This is a genomic window from Methanolinea mesophila (genome assembly GCF_017873855.1).
Taxonomy (GTDB): Archaea; Halobacteriota; Methanomicrobia; order Methanomicrobiales; family Methanospirillaceae; genus Methanolinea_B; species Methanolinea_B mesophila.
The window spans coordinates 2,033,643-2,057,469 of sequence record NZ_JAGGKR010000001.1 but is presented as its reverse complement, the minus strand read 5'-3'; the positions used below and the strand labels follow the sequence as shown (position 1 = coordinate 2,057,469).

General features: G+C 57.9%; 24 protein-coding genes and 1 tRNA gene. 16 read left to right on the top strand and 9 right to left on the bottom strand.

All coding sequences use genetic code 11. From position 1 onward, the window contains the following. Positions 1 to 6 precede the first annotated feature (6 nt). Complete coding sequence (locus J2741_RS09775; RefSeq protein ID WP_209675076.1) at positions 7 to 528, bottom strand: nicotinamide-nucleotide adenylyltransferase; 522 nt, start codon at positions 526 to 528, stop codon at positions 7 to 9. Beyond that, positions 525 to 1,304, bottom strand: coding sequence for a nickel pincer cofactor biosynthesis protein LarB (larB, locus tag J2741_RS09770; protein ID WP_209675075.1), 780 nt, complete (start codon positions 1,302 to 1,304; stop codon positions 525 to 527). Before larB ends, J2741_RS09775 begins: the two co-directional genes overlap by 4 nt. Positions 1,305 to 1,354: 50 nt before the next feature. On the opposite strand from larB, the gene J2741_RS09765 reads away from it, so the two are divergent. From J2741_RS09765 to J2741_RS09745, 5 genes are read left to right on the top strand one after another with little or no spacing between them, the layout of a single operon-like run. After that, positions 1,355 to 1,675: an ABC transporter permease gene (locus tag J2741_RS09765; RefSeq protein WP_209675074.1), complete on the top strand. Its 321-nt coding sequence runs from the start codon at positions 1,355 to 1,357 to the stop codon at positions 1,673 to 1,675. Between the two features lie 14 nt (positions 1,676 to 1,689). Beyond that, positions 1,690 to 2,925: a histidine--tRNA ligase gene (gene hisS, locus J2741_RS09760; protein ID WP_209675073.1), complete on the top strand. Its 1,236-nt coding sequence runs from the start codon at positions 1,690 to 1,692 to the stop codon at positions 2,923 to 2,925. Continuing rightward, on the top strand, positions 2,909 to 4,711 hold the full coding sequence (locus tag J2741_RS09755) for a DNA topoisomerase VI subunit B (RefSeq protein ID WP_209675072.1): 1,803 nt from the start codon (positions 2,909 to 2,911) through the stop codon (positions 4,709 to 4,711). The genes hisS and J2741_RS09755 overlap by 17 nt, the downstream gene beginning before the upstream one ends. Then, positions 4,704 to 5,792 carry a DNA topoisomerase IV subunit A gene (locus J2741_RS09750; RefSeq protein ID WP_209675071.1) on the top strand — a complete coding sequence of 363 codons (1,089 nt, stop codon included), beginning with the start codon at positions 4,704 to 4,706 and terminating at the stop codon, positions 5,790 to 5,792. The genes J2741_RS09755 and J2741_RS09750 overlap by 8 nt, the downstream gene beginning before the upstream one ends. A 31-nt stretch (positions 5,793 to 5,823) precedes the next feature. Further along, positions 5,824 to 6,393 carry a hypothetical protein gene (locus tag J2741_RS09745; RefSeq protein ID WP_209675070.1) on the top strand — a complete coding sequence of 190 codons (570 nt, stop codon included), beginning with the start codon at positions 5,824 to 5,826 and terminating at the stop codon, positions 6,391 to 6,393. Positions 6,394 to 6,696: 303 nt separating this feature from the next. Here the strand turns inward: J2741_RS09745 and J2741_RS09740 are convergent, their stop codons facing one another. The 5 genes from J2741_RS09740 to J2741_RS09720 all read right to left on the bottom strand — a co-directional run bounded on the left by J2741_RS09740 (position 6,697) and on the right by J2741_RS09720 (position 12,644). Further along, a complete protein-coding gene (locus tag J2741_RS09740) occupies positions 6,697 to 7,914 on the bottom strand; it encodes a type II secretion system F family protein (RefSeq protein WP_209675069.1) in 1,218 nt (405 codons plus the stop codon). A 1-nt stretch (position 7,915) separates the two neighbouring features. Further along, positions 7,916 to 8,839 carry a type II secretion system F family protein gene (locus tag J2741_RS09735; protein WP_209675068.1) on the bottom strand — a complete coding sequence of 308 codons (924 nt, stop codon included), beginning with the start codon at positions 8,837 to 8,839 and terminating at the stop codon, positions 7,916 to 7,918. Next, a complete protein-coding gene (locus tag J2741_RS09730) occupies positions 8,832 to 11,543 on the bottom strand; it encodes an ATPase, T2SS/T4P/T4SS family (protein WP_209675067.1) in 2,712 nt (903 codons plus the stop codon). The genes J2741_RS09735 and J2741_RS09730 overlap by 8 nt, the downstream gene beginning before the upstream one ends. A gap of 65 nt (positions 11,544 to 11,608) precedes the next feature. Next, positions 11,609 to 12,295, bottom strand: a complete 687-nt coding sequence (locus J2741_RS09725) for a roadblock/LC7 domain-containing protein (RefSeq protein WP_209675066.1) — start codon at positions 12,293 to 12,295, stop codon at positions 11,609 to 11,611. Between the two features lies 1 nt (position 12,296). Then, entirely contained in the window at positions 12,297 to 12,644 is a 348-nt protein-coding gene (locus tag J2741_RS09720) for a roadblock/LC7 domain-containing protein (RefSeq protein WP_209675065.1), read from the bottom strand. A gap of 160 nt (positions 12,645 to 12,804) precedes the next feature. Here J2741_RS09720 and J2741_RS09715 point away from each other — a divergent pair, with 160 nt between their 5' ends. The 4 genes from J2741_RS09715 (at position 12,805) to J2741_RS09700 (ending at position 15,158) form a co-directional block, all read left to right on the top strand. Then, positions 12,805 to 13,548, top strand: a complete 744-nt coding sequence (locus tag J2741_RS09715; protein WP_209675064.1) for a hypothetical protein — start codon at positions 12,805 to 12,807, stop codon at positions 13,546 to 13,548. 51 nt (positions 13,549 to 13,599) lie between these two features. Further along, positions 13,600 to 14,109, top strand: a complete 510-nt coding sequence (locus J2741_RS09710) for a hypothetical protein (protein ID WP_209675063.1) — start codon at positions 13,600 to 13,602, stop codon at positions 14,107 to 14,109. Positions 14,110 to 14,178: 69 nt separating this feature from the next. Beyond that, on the top strand, positions 14,179 to 14,964 hold the full coding sequence (gene minD / locus J2741_RS09705; RefSeq protein WP_209675062.1) for a cell division ATPase MinD: 786 nt from the start codon (positions 14,179 to 14,181) through the stop codon (positions 14,962 to 14,964). Next, positions 14,961 to 15,158: a hypothetical protein gene (locus J2741_RS09700; protein WP_209675061.1), complete on the top strand. Its 198-nt coding sequence runs from the start codon at positions 14,961 to 14,963 to the stop codon at positions 15,156 to 15,158. Before minD ends, J2741_RS09700 begins: the two co-directional genes overlap by 4 nt. Before the next feature lie 179 nt (positions 15,159 to 15,337). On the opposite strand, the gene J2741_RS09695 is transcribed toward J2741_RS09700, so the two are convergent. Next, a complete protein-coding gene (locus J2741_RS09695; protein ID WP_209675060.1) occupies positions 15,338 to 15,958 on the bottom strand; it encodes a hypothetical protein in 621 nt (206 codons plus the stop codon). Positions 15,959 to 16,091: 133 nt separating this feature from the next. Between J2741_RS09695 and J2741_RS09690 the strand changes: the two genes are divergently transcribed. From J2741_RS09690 to leuS, 4 genes are read left to right on the top strand one after another with little or no spacing between them, the layout of a single operon-like run. Then, positions 16,092 to 16,877 carry an A24 family peptidase C-terminal domain-containing protein gene (locus J2741_RS09690; protein WP_209675059.1) on the top strand — a complete coding sequence of 262 codons (786 nt, stop codon included), beginning with the start codon at positions 16,092 to 16,094 and terminating at the stop codon, positions 16,875 to 16,877. Between the two features lie 12 nt (positions 16,878 to 16,889). Next, the gene (gene hisI, locus J2741_RS09685) at positions 16,890 to 17,261 is read left to right on the top strand and encodes a phosphoribosyl-AMP cyclohydrolase (protein ID WP_209675058.1); all 372 of its coding nucleotides are present in this window, start codon (positions 16,890 to 16,892) and stop codon (positions 17,259 to 17,261) included. A gap of 24 nt (positions 17,262 to 17,285) precedes the next feature. Beyond that, a complete protein-coding gene (locus J2741_RS09680; RefSeq protein ID WP_209675057.1) occupies positions 17,286 to 19,175 on the top strand; it encodes a PINc/VapC family ATPase in 1,890 nt (629 codons plus the stop codon). Between the two features lie 37 nt (positions 19,176 to 19,212). After that, positions 19,213 to 21,993 carry a leucine--tRNA ligase gene (gene leuS, locus J2741_RS09675; RefSeq protein WP_394357420.1) on the top strand — a complete coding sequence of 927 codons (2,781 nt, stop codon included), beginning with the start codon at positions 19,213 to 19,215 and terminating at the stop codon, positions 21,991 to 21,993. 4 nt (positions 21,994 to 21,997) lie between these two features. Here leuS and J2741_RS09670 read toward each other — a convergent pair whose 3' ends face one another. After that, positions 21,998 to 22,315, bottom strand: a complete 318-nt coding sequence (locus J2741_RS09670; RefSeq protein ID WP_209675056.1) for a DUF5611 family protein — start codon at positions 22,313 to 22,315, stop codon at positions 21,998 to 22,000. A 33-nt stretch (positions 22,316 to 22,348) separates the two neighbouring features. Between J2741_RS09670 and J2741_RS09665 the strand changes: the two genes are divergently transcribed. The 3 genes from J2741_RS09665 (at position 22,349) to J2741_RS09655 (ending at position 23,634) form a co-directional block, all read left to right on the top strand. Further along, positions 22,349 to 23,077, top strand: a complete 729-nt coding sequence (locus J2741_RS09665) for a proteasome assembly chaperone family protein (RefSeq protein ID WP_209675055.1) — start codon at positions 22,349 to 22,351, stop codon at positions 23,075 to 23,077. A 6-nt stretch (positions 23,078 to 23,083) separates the two neighbouring features. Continuing rightward, positions 23,084 to 23,476 carry a DUF473 domain-containing protein gene (locus tag J2741_RS09660; RefSeq protein WP_209675054.1) on the top strand — a complete coding sequence of 131 codons (393 nt, stop codon included), beginning with the start codon at positions 23,084 to 23,086 and terminating at the stop codon, positions 23,474 to 23,476. Between the two features lie 83 nt (positions 23,477 to 23,559). Then, positions 23,560 to 23,634: transfer RNA gene (locus J2741_RS09655), tRNA-Arg, on the top strand. Positions 23,635 to 23,827: the final 193 nt, after the last annotated feature.

The following is a 23,827-nucleotide window of genomic DNA, read 5'->3' as shown; positions in this document are numbered from 1 at the left end:
TCCCGGTTATGAATCGACCTCGCAGTCATTCCGGGAGATCTGGCGGAGCCGTTCCACCCCGTCGATCTCCCGGATCACCTGCACCACTGCGTCCGGCACCAGATCGTGCCAGTTCTCATCCTTCAACATCCTTCTCCGGATCTCGGTCCCGCTGTGGGTGTGCCGTTCGTACATTGCCGGAGACCGGACACTGGTGCCTTCCTCGGAGAACAGCCGCACTACCAGGGGATTTGAAGAGTATACGAGGTCGAACGGAGGTGTCATGGAACGGACGTGGGCCGCCCAGAGCGCATTCCTCTTGATATCCTCGATGGGGATGACGTAAAACCGTGCCTTCTGCCGCTCCAGGGAACGGGTGATCATCAGCACCCGCTCTCCGGCGGTGAACGGGTTCGTCGGCTCGTGCGAAAGCTGGGCGCTCCCTACCCCGATTACTATCTCGTTGCAGTGTTCGGCGATCTGTTCGAGCACATACTGGTGCCCGTTATGATAAGGCTGGAAACGCCCGATATAAAATGCTCTTGTCACCTGCTCTCCACCACCATGTTCGCGATAAGCGCCGCCGAGGCTCCCGCCGTGAACCCGGCGTCGATATTGACCACGGTGAGTACCGAACAGGACTGGAGCATGCTCGCGAGCGCGGCGCGCCCTTTCCCCATGTAGCCATACCCGGTGCTCACCGGGACTCCTATCACCGGCCTTCCCACCAGCCCGGCAACCACCGCCGGCAGGGTGCCTTCCCTCCCCGCCGCCACCACGAATGCGTGGGCCTCGAGGCACTCGCGAAGCGCAGGGAAGAGACGGTGAATCCCCGCCGCTCCGACGTCGTATGCGGTGCAGACCCTGCACCCCATCTCCTCGGCGATCACGCGGGCCTCTTCCGCGACCGCGATGTCCGAGGTTCCCGCGGTGATCACCGCCACCACGCCACCGGTCGGAGGGATCCGTTCCCCGGTCGAGATAACCATCATCCGCGCCCGCTCGTTATGCCTGACCTGGTATCCCTGTTCCTCCGCAAAATGTGCAAGGGTGCCGGCTTCGGAACCGGCGAGCCGGGATACGATGCAGATCCCCCGTGCGGCCACGATCCCGGATACGATCTCCCGGAGATGCCCGGGTTCCTTCCCCTCGGCGAGGACCACCTCGGGCATGCCGCACCGCATCGCCCTCCCGAGGTCGATACGGGCAAAGTCCCCGATGGTCTCTATGCGGAGCCCCTCGATCTCTTTCATCGCGTCCTCGAGCGTGATATCGCCGTCCCGGAAGCGGATGAGCATCTCCCGAAGCATGTGATTCCCTTGCATAACGTGATAATAAAGATATGGGTTGGCGTGTTAATAATAGGTGCAGAATTATGAGTTATCTGATTTATGTCGCAGGATTCGGGGCGGCGGTGGTCTTTTTCCTGTGGCTACGGGACGCACGGATCTTCTTCCGGACAGGACTTGCCGAATACCGGACGGCGGCCTACCGGGGGGTCGTGTACGGGGCGATAGCCCTGCTCGGGGTCATGGTAACCCTGTATTCCACGCTAGAACTGCTGGGTCTGGGGATCATCCTCGCCGCGCTGTACCTCCAGGGGAGAATCAAAAAGCCGAATGTCTGGACCGGCGAGACGACCCTGGAACGGTTTCTCGGCAGTGTCCGGGTACAGAACAGGAAACCGGCAAAATAGGAGCTACACAAGATATGCTGCAAAAACCGAGAGGCACCCGGGACTTTTTACCGGACGAAATGGAGCGGAGGAGAATGGTGGAAGCCCGGTTGCGCGAGGCCGCCCGCCGCTGGGGCTACCGTGAGGTCTGCACCCCCGAGTTCGAGGAGCTCGAGCTCTTCACCCTGCGTTCCGGTGAAGGGATCATCCAGGAGATGTACGTGTTCGAAGACAAGGGAGGAAGGTCGCTTGCACTCCGTCCCGAACTCACCGCCCCGGTCCTTCGCATGTACGTCAACGAGGGGAAAACACTCAAAAAGCCGCTAAGGTGGTTCTATTTTGCGGACTGCTTCCGGTATGAGCGTCCCCAGAAGGGGAGATACCGCCAGTTCTGGCAGTTCGGTGCGGAACTGATCGGGGCCGACTCCGCGACCGCCGAGGCCGAGGCGGTCATGCTCGGGTCGGACCTGCTGAACGCGACCGGGGTGAAGTTCGATCTGCAGGTGGGCCACCTCTCCCTGATGCGGTCCCTCGTGGCACACCTGGTCCCGGATGAACAGCGCAGGATCAGGATGTACCTTGACAAGAAGGACCGGACCGGGCTTGCGGAGTACCTGGACGGCCTTGGTATGCGTGACCTGGAGGAGTCCCTGGTCGCGCTGATAGAGGCGCGTTCCCTTGAGGAGGCACTGGAAGTCACCGGACCCATCCCCGATGCCCGGAAGATAGGTGAGGTGTTCTCCATGCTCGACGCGGCGGGGGTCAGTTACACCCTCAATGCGGGGATAGCCCGGGGACTGGATTACTATACCGGGACGGTCTTCGAGGCGTTCGCGGAGAACCTCGGAGCCGAGAACCAGATTCTCGGCGGGGGGGCCTACCGGCTCGCCCACCTCTTCGGAGGTGAAGACACCCCCTCCTGCGGGTTCGCAATAGGGTTCGACAGGGTGATGGTCGCGCTGGGCGAGATCCCCGGCCCGCGCCATACCGTGGCGGGTGTTGCCCATACGGCGGAAGGCCGGGACTATGCCATCCGGGTGGCGGCAAGGTTCCGCGACGCGGGGATCAGGACGGAACTCGACCTCTCGGGGAAGGGAATAGGGGCCCAGCTTTCAAATATCGCCCGTCATGCAGACTTCGCCCTCATTATCGGGGAGAAGGAGGCGGAACAGAAGATGGTCACCCTGAAGAACCTTGCCTCCGGCGAGCAGAAGACGGTCCCGCTGGAAACAGCGGTCAGGGAGGTGGAAACCGGTGTCACTGGCCGATGAACTGGCCAAGAAACAACGGAGCATAAGCGTCGCAGAGTTTTTCGAGAAGAACAAGCACCTGCTCGGCTTCGACTCCCCGGTCCGGGGGATCATCACCACCGTCAAGGAGGCGGTGGACAATTCCCTGGATGCCTGCGAGGAGGCCATGGTCCTTCCCGACATTTACATCGGGATCAAGAAAGTGTCCGGGGAGGTCTATCGGATTATCGTCGAGGATAACGGGCCGGGGATCGTCCCCGACCAGATCCCCTACGTGTTCGGTAAACTGCTCTACGGGTCGAGGTTTCACCAGATCAAGCAAAGCCGCGGGCAGCAGGGGATCGGGATCAGTGCGGCGGTGCTCTATGCACAGCTCACCACCGGGGTGCCCACAACGGTGATCTCCCGGACGGGGGCGGGATCACCCGCCTGGAGGTTCGAGATCCAGATCGATATCGAGTCGAACGAACCGGAGATCATCCGCCGGGAGGAGACGGAGTGGGACCGCACCCACGGGACCCGGGTGCAGATCGAGTTCCGGAGCACGCTCGCCGCAAAGAAGAGGCTCCTCGATTACCTGAAATATACCTCAATCGTCAACCCCCATGCCCGGATCCGGGTGGAGATGGATGACGAGGCGTTCCTCTTCGAGCGGGTGAGCGACGAGGTAATCGCCTGCCCCGAACCGATACAGCCCCATCCCCACGGAATAGAGATCGGGAACCTGAAACGGATGCTCGCCTACTCGGATGACACGCTGGAAGACTTCCTGGTCAACGGCTTCGCCCGGGTGGGGACCAAGACCGCCCGGGAGATGTGCCGGCTCGCCGGCCTCCAGGGTGATATGAAGGCCAGGACACTTACGCCGGGACAGCAGAAGAGCCTGATCGATGCGATGCAGCAGGTCAGGGTCCCCGCTCCGCCGACCACGCAGTGCCTCTCACCGATAGGCGAAACGCTGATCGTCCAGGGACTGGAGAAAGAGATCCAGATGGACTTCGTGAGCGCCAGGACAAGGCCGAGTTCGGTGTACGCGGGCAACCCGTTCATGGTGGAGGCTGCGATTGGGTACGGGGGGAAACTTCCCCCGGAGGGAAACGCCCAGATCCTCCGGTTTGCAAACCGGGTCCCGCTGGTCTACCAGCAGGGCGCATGCGCCATCACCGGGTGTATCGCGGGGATAAACTGGAAGACCTATGGGATCTCCCAGAGCGGCCTTCCTATCGGGCCCCTCCTGATCCTGGTCCATATCGCCTCCACCAATGTCCCCTTCACCAGCGAGAGCAAGGATGCCGTGGCATCCATCCCGGAGATCGAACGGGAGGTCACCCTTGCCCTGCAGGACCTGGGACGGGAGCTCAAGACCTATCTTTCCCGGCGCGACAAGAGCCGCCTCCAGGAAGACCGGGCCAGGGCGGTGTGTGCGATCATCCCCGAGATCGCTGCGAAAGTAGCGGAGATCGTGGAACTGCCGCCTCCCGATATCTCCCCCATCGAAGGCAAGATCATGCGGAAACTGGTGACCCGGCGGGAGACCCGCGACGGGAAGGTGGTCATCGAAGTGAGGAACTACACCGACCAGAAAGGCGCGGTCACTCTCTACGACACCTCTGCCGACACCGCAGAGGACGCTACCGTAAAACCCGACTTTTCAACGCAGATGGAACAGGAGTTCACCAAGGTCTGGCAGGTCCCGATAGAGCCGGGTTCGGTATGGAGAGTTGAGTACTCCGGGTCAGGCGGGGGGAGCCTGGATATCCGCGGAATCGACCAGAAATACGTAGTGACGGTGGATCTCGATGTCTAAGGAAGAGATGGATAACACTGCGAAGAGGAAACTGATCGAGATTGCCTGCCGGTGGTACGACCAGATGACCGGCGGGGAAGTGCCCTCGATCTCGCTGCCCACCAGGACGAAACGGAATATCGAGTACGACGACGAGAGCGAGGTATGGAAGTACGGAGACCGTGAGAGCGTCCGTTCCGCGGGAAACGCAAAAAGTGCGCTCCATCTCCTGAAGATGGCGTATGTGATATGGTTTTTGAAGAAGCAGATCCTCGAAAACCGTTCGTCGACACTGAGAGAATTGTATTATATCTCGGAAGGCTGGAAAAAGGCCAAGTTCGGGGCCCAGGACGAGAGCAACTTCTTAATCGAGGACCTGGAGATCCTGACCGACCTCCAGCGGGAGGCGTTCCATCTCCGTCCGGAGGAGGACGGGGCCACCATATTCGGGCCGCTCCGGCTAAAAGAGCTGACCAGGCGCGGCGACCGTGAGATCCACTGCCAGGACGACGTGGGCGAGGCAGGATACCAGATCCCGAACAACGTGGAGAGCGTGGATTTTCTTGACCACGATGCGAAGTTCATCATCGCCATTGAGACCGGCGGTATGTACGCCCGTCTGATCGAGAACGGCTTCGACGCGGACCATAACGCCATCCTGGTCCACCTCAAGGGCCAGCCTGCCCGTTCCACCCGGCGCTGCCTGAACAAGCTGAACGAGAAGTTCGGGATCCCGGTCGTGGTCTTCACCGACGGCGACCCCTGGTCCTACCGGATTTATGCGAGCGTCGCTTACGGGGCCATCAAGAGCGCCCACATGTCCGAACTGCTCGCGACCCCGAAGGCGCAGTTCATCGGGGTTCAGCCAAGCGATATCCGGGACTACAACCTCCCTTCCGACAAGCTCACCGAGCGGGACGTCGCCGCCTTACAGGCGGAGCTCACCGATCCCCGGTTCGCGACAGATTACTGGAAAGAGCAGATCCAGCTCCAGCTCTCCCTGAACCTGAAATCGGAACAGCAGGCCTTCGCCGCCAAGGGACTCGATTTCGTGACGAAAGAATACCTCCCCGCCCGGCTCACGGATATGGGGATAATCTGAGGATATTCTCCACCACGAACAAAAGGATATCATGAGACATTACCGCTGTCGTTCTCCGGTTCGCGCCCTGGTCTCGGGCGTGATCGGGATCGTCATATTCCTGCTCGTGCTCGTGCTGTTCAGGTTCATCGCAGAGCACGCGGCCTGGCCGTTCTTCTCCGCGTTCGTGGACTTCCTCTATGCGAATGCCGCACTCATCGTCTTTTTTTCCCTACTGTTCATGATCGGCGACATCTTCGAGGCGTTCCGGTACCCGTTCGACCTTCCGTTCCCGATCATCAAGGCCGTGGGAAGCGTCTTCCTGGTGACGTTCATCTTCAACATCTTCGCATTCCTTGAGTCTTACTACGGCTTCGGGCTCTCCCCGGCGTTGGACCTTCTCGAACTCATCCTGTATCCGCTCGTACCCCTCGTCGTCCTGATCGCGGGATATGTGTCGATTGCCGCAGAACTCCGGGGTGAAACGCCGGAATACCGGAGCAGATCGCCGGGATCCGGTCCATGCTCCGGAAGTCCCACGTGGAACGAGATTGGGGACGAGTTCCGGCAGATGATCGCAGATATCATCCGCCGGATGAGGGACTGGGTAAACGGGAAGTAATAGGGATTTTTCCCGGTCGGTTTCGAGGTAATACCGGGCATTGAGCGATAACCTTTTTTTTTAAAGGATCTGGTCAGTCCGTAGGTTTCTAAGAACAAAACCACATGAGAAATAAGGCTCTCTTCATTTTTACGCACAGGTTCCCTGGTCCTTTAAAAGAGGTATCCCGGAGACCAGGGATCCAAAAGTCAGGCATCACCAATTGCCGGCCTGCCCTGTCGAGTCCCCGTGACGGGCGGGAACACATTACTGGAGCTTCATGTGCAGGTGGATCAAAAAAAATACCGGGTGAGGCAAGCCCACTCACACGAAGAACCGGAACATGACCCACGAAATTACCAGCATGATCGCCGAGTATTTCAGGCCGGCAACTGCTCTCCCTTCACCCATCTGTCCTGCCACGAGCCCGGAGAAGACCGCCTGGATCATCGCGGCATGCGAGAAGAGCCGGGTATAGAAGAAGAGGTCGACCGTGCCGGCGAACGACGCCGCTCCTGCGCCGGCACTCGAGGCGGCACTTCCCGCACTGGCCATGGTAGTAAGGAAGGTGCTCACCAGGATAAGGATGACGAACACGAAGACCATGAAGGAGATCAGCACGATGATCACGTAGATCAGCATGTTGTTCCTCCGTTCGTTCCGGAGCTGGATGAACGAGTACGCGTCGTTCGCCGCAGCACGGAGCACCTCGCTCACATCCCCTCCTGCCTTGCTTGCCTTCGCGATCAGGTCGATGCTCCGGTCGGTGAGAGGCGTGCCGAGCCGGGCCCTGAAGCGGTTGATCGCATCGATGAACGTCGTGTTCCAGGACATCTCGTCGTCCATCTTCCTGATGAAGGGGGTGAGCGTGCTGTACTCGCTCTGGGCCACGAGGTGGACCGCGTTCGGGAGCGTCATACCGGAATCGTTCATCCCGGCAAGGTCCCGGAAGAAATTGGGCAGCGCATCCTCGATATGCTTGACCCGCTGGCTCTCCCGGAAGTCCAGGATCGCGAGGGGGACCATCACGATGAGGAGCGATATGATCGCTACGTCGTCCACCGTGGTGGCATAGAACAGGATCGATACCCCGTAGTCCCGGATGAGCAGCGCCGTCCCGAAGACGAAGACGATCATCGCTAGGGGGACCGTGACAATCAGGATATTGATCGGTTTCTCGAGTACCGCCTTGAGAGGGTGGCGGATGACTCGCTCGAACCCCTGCCGGGCTTTGCGGCCGTGCTCGAGCTTCTTCTCGATCTCTTTCTCCCTCTTCTCGTATTCTTGTTCTTCTTTCGAACCCCGGATCACCTCGGCTTCTTTCTTCCCCGGGAACAGCTTTGCAAAAAAGCCGGTCTTCTCGGGCTCGGGCTGCTTCGCCCACGGGCCGCCGGGTGCAGTGGCAGCGCTCTTTGCAGGAGGTGTGCCGGGACTGCTTCCCGGTTTTCCGCCGGGACTGCCTGCGGTCACTTTGGGGCTGACTTCAAAGGAGTCCTTCTCCTTGCCCCCTTTCTTACCCCCGAATAAATCCTTGAGTGCCATGTCACTGCTCCGGAGTCATTGAACTGATCAGGATGACGAACATGATGCTCCCGAACGGGATCATCATGTAGATGATGATGTAGAGGAAGAACGGCTGCGTCTGGTGAGAGAGGATGGACATGATCGACTGGAGGATGATCAGGAAAAGGGGCCCCGCCACCATCGCGGTGACATAGGATTCCGCGATAAGTCCCAGGGTGTCGAGGAACACCTTCTGCGTCTGCCGGTTCTCGAGCGAATACTGCTCGGCCTTGGTCCTGAAATACTCGGTGAGGTCGCTCCCGCTGGAAATCGCCCCCATCGCCCCCTGGAGGAACTCTTTCATCCGGAGACTCGGGGTGGTGGCGGATATGAGCCGGATGGCATCGATGAGGTCCTTGCCGAAGAGGTCTATCTCCATGGCGATGAACCGGGCCTCCGTGGCGCTCTCACCGTAAATGGTACTGCTCCCAAGTTGCCGGAATACCTCCGCCGGAGGGATACCGGCCGTTGACATCGCCGTGATGTAGTTGATGGCATAAGGGAGCGTGGCGTCGATGTTCCTCTTCCGGGTTCCTGCCACGATGTTGGGATATACAAGGAATACAAGATAGGTTACTCCGGCGATTACCGCGAAAGAGACGATTACCGCGAGGATGGTGCCGATGATCTGGCTGTACTGGGAGAGCACGAACACGAACTGGGGGACCGCTCCCCGGTAGATGATCATCTGGGGGAGGTTGAAGGCGTAGGTGATGAATCCCAGCACCACCGCTCCGATGATCCCCGCCAGGAACGAACTGAAAAACGCCGTAGAGAGGTAGACCTCGAACGGTACCTTCATCCTGGCGGATACGAGGTCCTTTCGCAGCTCGGCGTATTTATCCCTCCGTTTCCCCACCCAGTCTCCCAGGAGGCGGAAACAGAAGCGTTCGAAACTATTCATAGAGGTCAGCCCGCACTCGTTCCATCACCGAGGCCGGTTCACGGTGGTACTGGATCAGGATATTCGAGACGTCCTGGTAGTTCCTGATCTTCTTGATACGCATCCATTCCAGGACTTCCTGCCGCATCTTCAGTTCTTCTCTCATCCTGCTCTCGTCCCACCCCCGCTCCTCCATGATCTCTTCCAGAATGAAGGATTTGCCGGAGTAGGTGATCTCGTCGGTGGAAGGATGCCACTTGAAGACCTCGTTGGTGATCAGTTCATTGGTCCTCGGGTCAAGATCGAGGATCTCGATCAACTGCTTATTCCTCCTGATCCGCTGTCCGCCCACCCTGGCCTGGACCTGGACACAGACAATGTCCAGCGCCGAGAGCATGTTCCGGGGGACGTTTAAGGGCGGGTTCTCCAGCCTGTGCACGATACTCGCCACCGAATCTGCGTGCATGGTGGAATACGTCACGTGCCCGGTGCTCATCGCCTGGAAGAGGGTAAGGGCCTCCCGGCCTCTCACTTCACCCACGATGATATATTCCGGACGCTGCCTGAGTGCCGCCCGGAGGAGCTCGTACATGTCGATCTCGCCCTTCCCCGCCGTATCGAACGAAGCCCTGGTGACCGAGGGGATCCAGTTGGGATGGGGGAGCTTTAATTCCCGGGTGTCCTCGAGGGTGACGATCTTCGCGAGAGGGGGAATGAACAGGGAGATGGCGTTGAGCGAGGTGGTCTTTCCCGACGCGGTCCCGCCGGCAAAGATGGCGGACTTGCCGCTCTCGACCGCAAGCCACAGGAATGCGATCGAGAGCGGGGAGAAAGTCGACCATTCGATAAGGTCCGTGGGGCTGATAGGCTCGTCCCTGAATTTACGAATGGTGAAGGTCGATCCATGGGCGGTCACCTCGTGGCCGAGGGTCATCTGGATCCTCGAGCCGTCGCTCATGGTGGCATCGAGCATGGGTTCTGCGATCGAGATGTACTTCCCTGATTTCTGGGCGAGCTTGGTCACGAACGAGTCCAGTTCCTCGGCGCTCTTGTACTCGAGATTGGTCCTCATCGACTCGTATCGGGAATGGTACACGAAGAGGTGGGTGTTCACCCCGTCGCAGGAGATATCCTCGATGTACCGGTCGTGCATGATGGGATCGATCTTGCCGTTTCCGAGGAATTCCTTGTACATCTGGTAGAGGATCTTCTCCCGTTCGAGGGGGGTCAGCTTGATCCCGAAGTCGGCGATGATATCGTCGGTTGCGGAGCGGAGGGTTTTTTTGGCGAAATCCGCGATTACATCGGTGGTATTGATATCGAGCCGTTCGAATATGCGTTCCTTGATCTCCCTGAAAAGGTCTATCTCTGCCGGGGAGAGTTCGGGCTCGAGGACCTCGTAGGTATACTCGTGGGTGGCGTGGTCGTAGATGATCCGGACATATGCATAGGGTTCATTGACGGGATACATCTCGATCTCCTCCATTCCCGGTTTTGGCCGCCATTTCAGGTTGACCATCGGGCCGTGGATCCGGGGGTTGTACTCCACGACTTCATGGCGGATCACGCTGAGTATGTTCAGTTTGCTGAACGCGCTCTTTTTCTCACCCTCCGCCTCCACTCCGGCGGCCTCCTGGGCTATCGTCCGCATGCCGGACTGGGATATGTCGCTCTTCCGGAGCTCCTCACTCTGGAACGGAATTCCCTCCGTCCCTTTGGGAGAGAATATGCCCGACTGGTTCCGGATCTTCAGTTCATCGATCTCGAATGAAGCTCCGCGTGGAAGGATCAGCCCGGAGAGGTCATCGATCTGGTCGATGGAGATTACGCCTCCTTCTGCCTCCCCCGCATTCCCCTCGGACCAGATGGTCTTCTTTGCAGGAGTGAACTCCGGTCCCGCGGCCTGGGGCGGGGCGATCTCACCGGCTTCCCCGCTCTCCGCCGCTTCTTCAAACACCGGAGGAGCGGGCTCCGCGACGGGTACCGTCATCGGGGCGGGAGAACCCGGGGGACGCGCAGGCAATTCTTCTTCAGCCGCAGGTACGGTCGCTTCTTCCGGTTCAGGAATATTTTTCGCCTCAACCGGTTTCTCCTCCTTCAGCTCACCGGGTTTATTCACCAGTCGCTGGAGCAGTTGTTCAATCGGCTCCCCCTCCGGAGATCCTTCCGTTTTTGTTACAGGAATCGCGGGCGGTTCCTCCCTTGGTACTTCAACCGGAGCAGGTGGAGGACTCTTCACGGGTTCCTCAACCGGGGCGGGCGCAGGTTTCCGGGGCAGTGCCGCGGGCTGCTCTGCTCCCGGCCCCTCTCCCGGTGACTTCGCCGGTCCGGAAGCCTCTTTCTCTGCAGCAGGTTCTGCCGGTTTGTTCACCAGTCGCTGAAGCAACTGTTCTATCGGCTCTTCCGGGGGACTTTCAGGTTTCCCCTGCGGAACCACCCGGGCTTTCGCTGCTCCTCCTTCCCCTGCAGGGGTAGCCTGTTCAACCACCGGGAAGGGCACGGAAAATCCGGGGGTCGCCGGGGCCCCGGGTCTCGGTTGTTCGAGCGAAATACCCAGCCGCGTTATCAGCGTTTCAAGAACTTCCTCCGGTGATGTTCCTGCCGCGGCATTGTCCTTTGCCGGGGGTCCCGACTGGTCCGGTCCTGCGACCGGCTCTTCGCCCGCCTTCTCTTTCCCGAAGAGTTTCCGCCACGATCGTGCCCCTTCCTTCTCTTTTTCTGCCATATCAGGACCGCCTCCCCGATCTTCTCCGGGTCACCCGGTACAGTATAGTGGTTGCAGGTATAATGTCACACCCCTTTGGTCAGATTTCTGAGCGCAAGCCGGATCAGGCCCAGATTCGCATCGTTTCGGGTAATCAGGCAGATGTAGAGGTCCTGGTAGGGGGCGATGATGCATTTGTTCTCCCCGGTCTCCAGGAGGACCTGGTCGAGTTCTCCGATCCTGAGGTCGTCTGCGATCTTCCTGCTTGCCCTGAGCAGATCCTCGGCCACTGCGGCAACCTGATCGAAATCCGCTTCTCCCATCGACTGGACCGCGAAACCCTCAAAAAAAATCGAGACCGCGATTACCCCAGGCTGTTCGAGCAGTCTCGCAAGTTTATCCCGGTCGATGATGTTTTTCACCGTCGAGGCGGTCCGCTCCTGTGGATGGCTGATCTGCATTCCCGCGTTCACAAATGCCTCATTTGCCTCGGCGAATTCGTCGTCGGTATAGACTCGCAATGTAAACAAAAGATTCCGGTCCCGGATCGAACCCTGTTCTTTCAACCGGGCGAGTGCATCTTTTCCCTGAAATATTCCAGAGTCGTCCCTAAAACAGGCTGCAAAAATATTCCCCCGGTCGGCGAGGATATATCCCTTTCCTGTTTCCATGGAGATCTCGATCACCCCCACAAATGTGAGGAGGTTCTGCAACGAATTCTTCTGGAGAGGATCCTCAATCGACCCCAGCACTTGTCCCTGGGGCAATTTCATATCAGAGTGCTGCGACAAGGCGTTCTTTGTTTTTCTTCAGTTCGTACCGGATCCTGCCCACGTTGGACTCGTTTTCAGCAACAATCGCGATGAGTTCGTCAGCCGAGAGAGGAGACATGATGATCGGTCCCTTGTCCAGTTCAACAAGCAACTGACGGAGCTCTCCCTTGCCCAGTTCTTTTCCCATCGCTTCGGATGTCCCGAGCCCCGTCGAGGCCATCGCCCCGAGTGCATCGATATCCATCTTACCCGAAACCGCACTTTCGATGACAAAACCGTCTCTGCCCACCACTACTGCGGCAGAAACACCTTCGATTTTTAAAAATTCACCAAGAATCTGTTTCAGCATTACCCTGCCACCCTTATATAAACCATTTGTCTTTACCGGAAGTAATTAAGCTTTCCCACCCCCGCTTTAGGGATTTTAAACGGCGTATTTTTATCGATATTCACAATCTTTCGGCGATAATCGCATATGCTTATATGAAATCCGTGCCACCTGATACTGTATGCAGCTCCCCAGAGGGACATTCCAGGGTATAAAGAGGGATATCGGCGTGGCAAACCTTCTGGAAGAACTGCAGGATATGCGCTTCACCGGCTCGGCGGCGATCGAGGTCGACAGAACGGCCGTGAACCTCGTTTTTCGCAAAGGGAAGGTCCTCCTTGCCGAATTCGGATCCGATCAGGGGGATGCCGCCCTTGAGCGCATCGGGAGTCTTTGCGATCGGAACATCGATGCCAGTCTCTCCGAGATGACCGAGCCGCAGATCTCGCTTGCACAGGAGTTCAACCCCGGGTCGAAACTTCAGGGAGGCAGTCGCCCGATAAAGGCCGGAAGCGGGGAGAAGGAGACACCATCCAGGCCGTCGCAGACTACGAAGTACCGTGAACCCGTGACAAAGCCTGCGGCTGATGAGAACGGCCCCTCCATTCTGCCGACCCCTTCGCCGGGTCCGTCGGAGGTACTGTCACTGGTCGAGGCGATCGAGAGCGGTCATTCGCGTGAAGAGCCTGAGGTTCCCGCACCAGTACCCCTACCTCCGCCCGTTCCTCCGCCTCCGAAGGAATGGACGCCAAACCCAGTCCCGGATATCGAAGATGCGGAAAACGACGAGAGCATCGCGCGGGACTTAAAAGCCCTCGATGCAATGGATCTCGACGGCATGACCGAAAAGATCCGCACGAACTGCAAGCTCATGGTGGAAAAACTGAACCTGGGTCACCTGATCGAGAATCAAAACCACGAATAGGAATCAGTCAAAGAGGTGAAAACAACGGCATTTCCTTCCCAATCCGATCTGATGATCGTTCTGCTTGCCCTCGTGCTGGTGGTGATCGTCCTCGGGATTTACCAGGTGTATGTCCTGGTACGAATCCAGCGCCAGATGACCAGCCTTTATTCAAAGCTCCGCGAAAGGTCGGTAAAAGAAAAAAGCGCACCGGCCGCGGCGGCAATCCCTGTTCCCGAAGAAATGCCCCCGGATATCGATGTACTGGCAGGAGGCGGGGGAATGGGCAGAGCGCTGCAGGCTCTTGTGCGCAAATACTCCCTCGGTTCGATCACCCTGGCCACCACCGACGGCCTGGTCGTGGCGACCTCGGGAGGTTCCGATGCCGAGACCGATGCAGCACATTACAGCAGTGCCCTTGTCCGGGGAGTGGCCCCCGTCGAGAAGGAAGTCACGCTTTTCTCTGTCAATTACCGCGGATCGCCGCTGGTGGGAATAATCCGGGCACAGAGAGAGATATCCCGTTCATGGATGGCAGGGATCAAAAAAGACGTCGTCAGGATACTGGAAGCTGAATTATAGGAACTTTTCAGACAATTTGACAACATCTATATATAAATCCACCGACAATCAAAACGTATGGAGGGTTAAATGGTCCGGGTATTCACTTTTGCATCCGGTAAGGGGGGGACAGGAAAAACCACAGTCACCGTGAACCTCGGAACCAGTCTCGCGCTTTTCGGAAGAAATACCTATATTATGGACGCTGATATCGGAATGGCCAATCTCGGGCTGGCCATTGGCCTGGAGGATGTTCCTGTCACCCTCCATGAGGTGCTTGCCGGGAAAGCAAACATCAGCGATGCCATCTACGAAGGTCCCGGGGGGGTCAAGGTGGTCCCGAGCGGAATCTCCCTGCAGGGCTTCCAGCAGGCAGATCCGGAGAAATTGCGGGATGTTCTCAAGGACCTGGTCGACCGCTGCGATTTTCTCCTGATCGACGCCCCCGCAGGGATTAGCAGGGACGGAGTCATTCCTCTTGCGGTAGCCGACGACGTGATCCTGGTGGTGAATCCCGAACTCTCCTCGATCGTGGATGCGCTCAAGACCAAGATCCTCACAGAAGTGGTGGGCGGTCATGTCATGGGTGTGGTCATTAACCGGATCGGTCTTGAAAAGCCGGACATCGTGACCCAGAAGATCGAGAAGGTGCTGGGAGTCCGGGTGCTCGGGGTGATCCCTGAAGACCCGAATGTCCGCCGGGCGGCCTCAAGCAAGACTCCGGTCGTCATTAAATATCCCGTCTCCGGGGCGTCCATGGCCATCAAGAAAATTGCAGCCCAGCTCGCCGGGATCTCCTTCGAGGAGGCCCGGATTGAAATGAAGGAAGGATTTGTCGATCGTTTTGCAAAAGCATTGTTCAAGGGGAAAAAATGACATTCGAGACCATACTCCTGATCATCTTCGGGATCATCATCCTGGTCCTCCTTTTTGTAGTCTACATCATGTATGTCAGGATACAGCAACTGCTCCGGGAGTTCGATCAGATGGAGTCGAGGATGAAAGTCACCGACTCGGAGATAGAGGCGCTCGCACGAAATGTGGAAGAGATCAAGAAACTGAAGATCTGAGCGTTCTCTTATTCTCTATCCCTTTTTTTATGGCTGCAGCCCGGACATGCGGCCGTGTTACTGCCTGACCCCGTATCCGGCCGCAATAATCCACCCCTATCCCGCTGCCTTTTCCCCAGTCCGTGGAGCTCGCGGATTGCACCGGATGAAGTCGTGCTGACAGACATTCCCGGACCGGTCTATGCGGGACCCAGTTCAAGGACGCCTTCGGGCTGGCCGGGGTTGAATACGAAATCGTACGCCCTGAGGGAGTATCCCTTCCCCGAGACCACGCACTCGTAACGGCCGTGGAGCAGTTTGAAGGAGACTCTGCCTTCCCTGTTGGTCATGTCGCTGCCAAGCACCTGGCCTCCTTTCCGGATGGTGACCTGCATCCCGCCGAGGGGTGTTCCTTCCCCGGTGACCTTCATGGAAAAGATCCCGATCCCCTCGGGTTTTTTTCCTATCTGAGGAAGGCTGACCGATATGTTCTTTTTCAGGTGACTTTTATCGAAGACCCTGCACCTGAGAATCAGGCGATCGGCAACCGGCGTATCGAGTGCATAAAGGGTAAATGCCTCATTCCCCTTCAGGTGATAGGTCGCCGCATTGCCGAAAAGCGAACCCTGTTCGTCGAAGAGTTCCGCCCCCTCGGGTTCGCCTTCGGAGAAAAGGACGTAATACCGTTTCCCGCCCTCCCTCGCACAGGCAACCCCGGAAATTCGTTTCTGGCCCACGTACGCAACCAGCTCGGTCAGGGAAAACCGGCCGAGCGGGGAGGAGCCCCGGATCAGGTCATCCAGAATATCTTCATCCTTCATGATTCACGCGTACCCGGCTGTAATTCCCTGGCGATCCCGGGAGCCGGGATCAGGTCGGGAATGTTCACGTTATACAATGATAAGGAGGGAGAAGCGAGACATAAAACCTCTGCCGACAATAGTACAGCGACCCATGATTATCCCCCTGACCGTCAGCGCTATCGCGGTTGTGATCACCCTCCTCTACGCATCGGCGAGAGACATCGTTGAACGGAGGGTCCCGTTCAGGACATGGTACCCCATGCTCGTCATCGGGATTCCCCTGGTCGCGTGGTTCTACGGGTCATTGTTCCTTTCCGGCTTCTGGAGCCTGGCCCTGGCATACCTGGTCCTGGTTGCGGTATTCTCGCTCCTGTTCTATTCATTTGCCTACCTCCACCTCTTCGGGGGGGCAGACGCATATGCCCTCATATTCCTCTCGGTCCTGGTCCCGGCCTTTCCTTTCGAGCCGGCATTCGGGGTGCCTCCCCTGGGATTTTTCCCTTTCTCCGTCCTGGTGAACGCGCTTATCCTGAACCTGGTCACCCCGGCAGGAATATTCGCATATAACGTGGCAAAGGGAAATCGCGCCCCTGTTGCCAACATGTTCCTCGGGTTCCCTGTGGACGGGAAGACTATCGCGAACTCTTTCGGGTACATCATGGAAGATATCAGGGAAGATGATGACGGGCGGATCACGCGGAGGTTTCTCTCCTTTTCCGAGGCCCTGAAGGGCATGATGAAGGGGAGCGGGAGGGTGTATACCCTGGATCTCCGCCGGAACCCGGACGAGTACAGGGAGGAGCTTTCCCTTTATTCGAGGGCAGGGAAGGTGTGGATCTCGTACGGGGTACCCTTCATCGTGCCCCTTACCGCGGGGATGATAGTGGCCCTGTTTGCGGGGGATATCCTGGTAATAATGATGCAATTATTGATATGAGGCGAAAGAACGATGCTTGAACTGCAGTTTAAGGAAGGCGGCCTGATCCCGGTGGTGGTCCAGGACGCAAAAACCCGGGAAGTACTGATGGTGGCGTATGCAGACAAAGAGGCGGTGGCGCTCACCAGGGAAACGGGATTTGCGCACTACTACAGCAGGAGCAGGAAAAAATTATGGAAGAAGGGGGAAGAGAGCGGTCATTTCCAGAAAGTGTTTCGGATCCTCGTCGATTGCGACGAGGACTGCCTGCTGTATCTGGTAGAACAGACCGGGGCGGCCTGCCATACGGGATACCGGACCTGTTTCTACCGGACGCTCGATGGAGAGATCATCGGCGACCTGGTCTTCGATCCTTCCAAGGTATATGCTAATAAAGAAGAATGACAAGTACATATCTGGTGATATTTTTTGAAATTGGTTCCAGATACGAGCGTCGTCATCGATGGGCGCATCACCCAGCTGATACATTCGGGTGAATATACCGGCGCCACAATAATCATACCAGAGGCGGTGATTGCAGAACTCGAGGCCCAGGCAAACCAGGGTCGGGAGATCGGGTTCTCCGGCCTTAACGAACTGCAGGCATTGTGTAAGATGGCCGAGGAAAGCATCATCGAACTGAAATTCTCCGGTCCGAGACCCACCCTCGAACAGGTCAAGCTGGCGAGCGGGGGCGAGATCGATGCCCTGATCCGCAGCGTCGCCATCGAACACCAGGCACGCTTCATTACCAGCGATTTTGTCCAGGCCGAGGTTGCGAAGGCAAAAGGACTGGACGTGGTGTATCTCAAGCCCCAAGTCGAAGGGTTCACCCCCCTCGGGATCGACCAGTTCTTCGATGAGTTCACCATCGCAGTGCACCTCAAGGAAAGGGTTCCGCCATTCGCCAGGAAAGGCACGGTAAAAGAGATGCAGCTGGTGAAGATCCGTGACAACCCGACCACCGAGCACGAGCTCCGGTTCCTGGCACAGGAGATCCTGGAACGGGCCAAACGGGACCCGGACGGGTTCATCGAGGTGGAGAAGCGGGGAGTCACGGTGGTCCAGATAGGGTCCATGCGCATCGCGATTGCACGCAGGCCGTTCTCCGACGGGATGGAGATCACCGCGGTCAGACCTATCGTGGATATCACCCTCGACCAGTACAACAAGGCGAGCGTGATAAAGAACCGCATCATGGGAGATAAGCGGGGGTTGCTCATCGCCGGGCCTCCGGGAGGCGGGAAGACCACCCTGGCCCAGAGCGTGGCCACCTACCTCGCAGATCACGGCTCGGTCGTAAAGACCATGGAGTCGCCCCGGGAACTTCAGGTCCCGGATCACATCACTCAGTATACCTCCCTCGAGGGGAGTATGCAGAATACTGCCGACGTCCTCATGCTGGTCAGGCCCGATTTCGTGATCTTCGACGAACTCCGCAGGAACGAGGACTTCCGGGTCTTTGCCGACATGAGGCTCGCGGGAATCGGCATGGTGGGCGTGGTGCATGCGATTGGGGCCCACGACGCGCTGCAGCGGTTCTCCGACCGGGTGGACTTCGGGGTGCTCCCCCAGATCGCGAACACCATCATCTTCGTGGATAAGGGCGAGATCACCAACGTCTACGATGTGGGATTCACGATCAAGGTCCCCGAGGGGATGTCGAGCGAGATCAATCTCAGGCCGGTGACCACGGTGAGCGATTACGAGACCGGCGAGCTGGTCTTCGAGATATTCAAGTACGACTCCGAGACCATCGTCATGCCCGTGATGCAGACCGGGACCGCGACCGCCCCGTTGAAACCCCCGGCGGCCCAGAAGGAGGAGGAAGAAGGGAACTCCTCCTGGAAGATCCTCGAAAAGGAGATCCAGCGCGAGATCGGGAGATATACCGACGGGTACGTCGACGTCCACATGCTCTCGGATACAAAGGCCGTGGTATATATCGACGATAAGGACGTGCCCGCCGCGATCGGGAAGGGCGGCAAGAATATCGCGGGTATCGTGAACAAGGTCGGCATCGGGATCGATATCCGGCCCAGGTCGGAACTTGAGAAACAGCAGCCGTCCCAGCCCCAGGCAGAAGAAGAGCTCTCGCTTGGCGGCGGGGTCAAGATCCGCATGGACAAGAAGCAGCTCGCGATAATCTGCCCCGAGTACGGGAGCAAGATCGTGGATGTCTTTGCAGGTAAAGAATACCTCTTCACCGCTACCGTAAACGAGGGTGGCGAGATCCACCTGGCGAAGAACAGCACCATCGCCCAGGAACTGATTAAGCGGTATAACGAAGGGGATACCATCAGGTTGAAACCTGTGTGAAATCAAAATTTTTTGTGCGTTCTGAGGGTGAATCGTAGTGAGTGCATTTGATATGCGGCAGATGGAGGAGTCTGCACTTTCGGCATGGGAACATGCCTTTGAATCGGACCCGTCGGATCGGGAGAAGTTCTACCTCACCGTAGCGTATCCGTATCCCTCCGGGGCCATGCATGTGGGCCACGGCAGGACATATATCGTTCCTGACGTCATCGCCCGGTTCTGGAGAATGAGGGGAAGGGAGGTCCTCTACCCCATGGCATTCCACGTAACCGGCGCACCGGTTATCGGGATCTCCAAGAGGATCGCGAAAAGAGACCCGAAAGCGATCAGCCTGTACCGGGACCTCTACAAGGTGCCTGAGGATGTACTGGAACAGTTCGTCGACCCCCTGGCAATCGTTCAGCATTTTTCACAGGAATACCAGCGGGTGATGCGGGAATGCGGTCTTTCCATCGACTGGAGGCGGCGGTTCACTACAGTGGACCCCACGTACAGCAAGTTTATCGAATGGCAGTGGAAGCATCTCCATGAGAAAGGGCACGTACTCAAGGGGGCCCACCCGGTCCGCTACTGCCCGCAATGTGAAAACCCGGTAGGAGATCACGATCTTCTTGAAGGGGACAAGGCTGAGATCATAAAATTCGTCCTGGTCATGTTCAGGTATGGGGACGCGTTCATCCCCACCGCGACTCTCCGGCCCGAGACGATCTACGGGGTGACCAACCTCTGGGTGAACCCTGAAGTCACTTATGTGAAGGCAATGGTAGACGGCATCCCCTGGGTAGTGAGTGTCCAGGCGGCGGAGAAACTATCCCTGCAGGACCACTCCGTGGAGGTGATCGAGAAAATCCCCGGCAGCACCCTGGTCGATAAGACGGTCTCGCATCCGTTATGCGGGGAAGTTCCCATCCTGCCCGCTACGTTCGTAGACCCGGATATGGCATCAGGAATGGTGATGAGCGTCCCGGCACACGCCCCCTTCGATTATATCGCGTTGCGCGACCTCCAGGAAAAGGGCAGATATACCGGCATCACTCCCGTTCCGCTCATCAGGGTCCCGGGGTACGGGGAAGTCCCCGCAAAGGACGCGGTGGAACGGGCGGGAATCCGGAACCAGCAGGACACCCGTATGGACGCCCTCACCCAGGAGGTCTACAGCGCCGAGTTTTCGTCCGGAAAACTCTTCGAGCGGTACGGGGGTGAGCCCGTCCGCCAGGCCAGGGACACCGTAGGCGAGATGATGATCGCCCAGTACGGATCGAAAGTGATGTACGAGTTCGATTCCCGGCCCATCGTCTGCAGGTGCGGGGGCCAGGTCTTCGTGAAGATCCTTCATGACCAGTGGTTCCTCCAGTACAGCGACCCGGAATGGAAGGCCGAGGTTGCATCCCACTTACGCGACATGGACCTCGTTCCCCCCGAGGTCCGTGCAGAGTTCGAGAGGACTATCGACTGGCTGAAGGACTGGGCCTGCACGAGAAGGGTCGGTCTGGGAACCAGGCTCCCCTGGGACCCGGCCTGGTTGATAGAGCCGCTCTCCGACTCCACGATCTACATGGCGTACTATACCATCGCCCACATGATCCGGGAGTTCGATCCCGCGGTACTCACCCCGGAGGTGTTCGATTACGTATTCCTCGGCAGGGAGTCCCCCGGGCTTCCGGATCGGGAGAGGCTCGACCGCCTCCGGTCGGAGTTTCTCTTCTGGTACCCCTATGACTTCAGGTTCTCGGCAAAAGACCTGATATCGAACCACCTGACGTTCCAGCTCTTCCATCACGTGGCGATATTTCCACGTGAATGCCTCCCGCGGGGCATGGTAGTCTTCGGAATGGGCCTCCTGAACGGGGCGAAGATGTCCTCCTCGAAAGGGAATGTATTCCTTCTCGAAGATGCGGTACAGGAGTTCGGTGCCGACACGGTGAGGATGTTCCTCATTGGAAGCGCGGAGCCCTGGCAGGATTTCGATTGGAGGAACGAGCTGGTCTCTTCCACGCGTAAGCAGATAGAACGCTTTTACAATACCGTTTCGGAACCTCTGCAGCCCGGGAACGGGGGAGGCGCACTTGACCGGTGGCTGCTCTCCCGGCTCCAGGCGCATATCGCGAGGACCACCGAGTCCCTCGAACGGTTCCAGACCCGGCAGGCGCTCCAGGAGGCATTCTTCGCCGTCGAATCCGATCTCAGGTGGTACCGCCGCAGGCTTGGGGATAGCGCAACGGGCGGCAGTGCGCTCCATGACCTCTGCTCGGCCTGGGTAAGGCTGCTGGCGCCGGTGATCCCGTTCACCTGCGAGCAGCTGTGGAAAGACCTCGGGGGCGAAGGTCTCGTCTCGTTCGCACCCTGGCCGGTCCCGGACGAGACCGCGGTTGCGCCGGACCTGGAGCTGGCGGAGGAGCTGCTGCTCCGGACCGTGGAAGACATCGAGTCCATCAAGAAGATCATCCAGATGGAGCCTGCATCCATTACCATTTATATCGCACCCGAATGGAAACAGAATATATTCGCGATCGTTGCGGGTTCAGAAGACCGGAACCAGGCGATCAAAGAGGTCATGAAAGACCAGGAACTGAAGGTCAGGGGGAAGGAGACCGCCGATACCACCCGCGCCTGCGTCACTCTGGTGCACCGGCTTCCCCCTCAGCTGGTGGAACGGATCCTTGCCGGAGCCCCGGACGAAATGGCGATCTTCAGCGGGGCAAAGAAATTCCTCGAAGCGGAGTTCGGCATCCCGGTAACGATTGCACGTGCAGAAGAGAGCGGGCATGCGAAGGCGGGATCGGCACTCCCCTTCAAACCCGCGATTGTAATGGAATGAGGAGTTATTCCTCGCACATCTTTTTTGCTTTTTTTAACCGTTCTTTGGCGGTAAATCCGGTAACCCGTTCAAGATAGACACGGAACCTCTTGTTCGTGTCAATGATGGTCTCATCGGACGCACCCGTGTCCGACTCGGTATCGACCACCAGGGTCTTTCCCCCGGGACCGAGACTGACCTCCATACGGGTGAGTGCCCCGTACCCGATCCGGTAATGCCCGTCCTTCTCCGTGACCTCCGCACCGAAACATTCCTTCAGCTGATCGACCATGGCGACAGGGAGCGTCTTTATGGAGGTTCTCTTCACCTGATACTCTTGCATAATATTTTTAGGGAGGGGTGATATGTTAATCTAATGTCACCCGAACCGAATTCCGATATCAGGATTTTTTCAAAACCGCTCTCGAATGAGAACACCTCAGTGTTAATGGGGTTTCCCGGGAGCGGACTCGTGGGAAGCATTGCGCTCCAGTACATGGTCGACCAGCTCGAGTTTACCCAGATTGGGAGCATGAACAGCAAATATTTCCCTCCGCTCGCAATGATGAACAAAGGGGTGATCAACGTCCCGGTACGATTTTACGAGAAAGACGACCTCGCGGTGATCGTCGCGGATATTCCGGTCCACCCCATGATCTGTTACGAGGTGGCGAACGGTCTCATGGACTGGCTCGAGCCGCATAAGGTCCGGGAGGTGATCACCATCGCGGGGATCGTCACGAATGAACCGGAAAAAAGGGTGTTCGGGGTTGCAACCACCGAGGAGGCGCTTCCACGGATCCAGGACCACACCATCATCCTTCCCATAGGAAGCATATCGGGTATCGCGAGCAGCATTCTCACCGAGTGCAAGCTTCGGAATATCCCGGCCTATGGCCTCCTTGGGGAGACGATAAACGCGCCCGACCCCCGTTCGTCCGCGGCAACGATCGAGGTCCTGAACAAGATGTACAACCTGGAGCTCGAGGTAAAGCCACTCCTCGAACAGGCTGAAGAGATCGAGTCGACCATGCACAAGCTCGCGGAGCAGGTCCAGACCGCCGAGCAGATGCCGAAGAAAGAACAGCTTCCGATGTACGGGTGAACCACCATGAAGGCATTCGCATTGACAGGAATTGCTCCCGAAGTGATCAGGGAATTGAAGTTGGGGAAACCACGGACCATTGAACTGCAGAGCACCCACAATGTGGTCACCCTCTCGAGGGTGAACCCGGGCACGCCGGTTTTCATGACCTCGGTGGATATGGAGGACCTTACCGCGGGGGACAGCGGTATCATGGTGGATGTGCTCTCGGTGAGCATCATGATGAAAAGGATGATGGAGTTTACCCAGGGATATCATTACGAGGAGCGGGAAAGGATGTCCGCGAGGATTAAGGTCAAGTGCGCAGCATCCGCAACGGTGAAAAGTGTGACACACGAGGGGCTGGTCCACCCGGTCGAGGTGGAAGTGGTCAGATCATCCTGCTATCATGCAGGATAACCCGATTTTTATGCCTGAATCCGCATTTTTTTACTCACAGTACAAGTTTAATGAGGATATCCGCCAAATGGTTACAGTCGCTGGGGCTTGTGGCTTAGCCAGGATATAGCGCCGGGCTTCTAACCCGGACGTCGGGGGTTCGAATCCCTCCAGGCCCGTTCACTTTTTTTGGGTTTTTTCGCACTTATCGCACATTCGGGTGTAGTTTCGAGGCACTTCCCGGGTAAGTTTAAATACTACTTGAGATAACTCACAGATATTCACTCTTTGGGAAGGTGGCGGGTATCGATCTTACCGACTGGCAATCGGAAGTAATACCCCGGAGATTATCCCTGCGGTGAAATAAGGTGG